Here is a 1,329-nt window from a genome sequence, read left to right as displayed (position 1 = left end):
GAGAGTGTCCGATCTTCTGTGTATAATTGATCTGGTCCATACTTCACCGAAAGGAAGTATGAATGACCATCTCGAAGGAACTCCTGGACGAATTGCTGACGGGCGTGAAGCGTCCTGAAGACCTGCTCGGAGACAGCGGGTTGCTGAAGGAGCTGAAAATTCGGCTCATGGAGCGTATGCTGGGTGCAGAGTTGAGCGCGCATCTGGGCTATGAGGAAGGCAAGGCTGCCCCGCCGGGCCAGTCGAACCGGCGGAATGGCTCCACGACCAAGGTGCTGAAAGGCCAGGACGGCGCCTTTCCGGTGACGGTGCCGCGCGACCGCGACAGCAGCTTTGAGCCGGAGCTTATAAAGAAGGGCCAGACCCGGATCGACGGGATCGACGACAGGATCATCGGTCTCTATGCCGCCGGTCTGACGGTCCGGGACATCCAGACCCATCTGCTTGATCTTTATGGCCTGAAGGTCTCTCCCGACCTGATCAGCCGCGTCACCGATGCCGTGCTGGACGAGGTCCGGGAGTGGCAGGGCCGGGCGCTGGATCGGATGTATCCCATCGTGATCTTCGATGCCCTTCGGGTAAAGATCCGCGATGCTGACAGCCGGACCGTTAAAAACAAGGCGGTTTACGTTGCTCTCGGTGTCACCCGCGAGGGAGTGCGCGAGGTTCTGGGGCTCTGGATCGCCGAGAATGAAGGCGCCAAATTCTGGCTTTCGGTCATGAACGAGTTGAAGAACCGGGGCATCCAGGACATCCTGATCGCGGTCGTGGACGGGCTGAAAGGCTTTCCCGAGGCCATCACCGCCGCCTTTCCCGAGGCGATGGTTCAGACCTGTATTGTTCACCTGGTGCGCCACAGCCTGAACTTCTGCTCATGGAAGGACCGCAAGGCCGTGGCTGCCGACCTGCGCCGGATCTACGGGGCGGCGACCGCTGACATGGCGGCCGCAGAGCTCGATGCGTTCGAGGAGAAATGGGCCGGGAAATACGCGTCGATCGCCCCGGCATGGCGCCGGGCATGGCCAGAAGTGATCCCGTTTTTTGCCTTCGATCCGGCGATCCGCAAGATCATATACACTACGAACGCCATCGAGAGCCTGAACCGGGTCATCCGCAAATCGATCAAGACGCGCGGTTCGTTCCCGACCGACGATGCCGCAACGAAGCTGATCTACCTGGCGATCCGCAGCTTCGAGAAAGACGGGCGGAATGTTCGGGAATGGTTTGCAGCCCGCAACCAGTTCGCCATAATGTTCGGCGAGCGCTTCGCCGCTTGAGTATCTGAAAACCCATGGGCCAGGCCAGATACACAGACTTCAGGACACTCCC

1 protein-coding gene is annotated in these 1,329 nt (G+C 60.0%); it reads left to right on the top strand.

Annotated elements, in window-relative coordinates; translation table 11 throughout:
• Positions 1-62 precede the first annotated feature (62 nt).
• A complete protein-coding gene (locus GXY01S_RS16690; protein WP_061276891.1) occupies positions 63-1,277 on the top strand; it encodes an IS256 family transposase in 1,215 nt (404 codons plus the stop codon).
• The last annotated feature ends 52 nt before the right edge of the window (positions 1,278-1,329 follow it).

It is taken from the genome of Komagataeibacter xylinus NBRC 15237, assembly GCF_001571345.1.
In the GTDB taxonomy this organism is placed as follows: Bacteria; Pseudomonadota; Alphaproteobacteria; order Acetobacterales; family Acetobacteraceae; genus Komagataeibacter; species Komagataeibacter xylinus.
The sequence above is the reverse complement of the archived record's forward strand: the minus strand, read 5'-3'. Positions and strand labels throughout refer to the sequence as shown.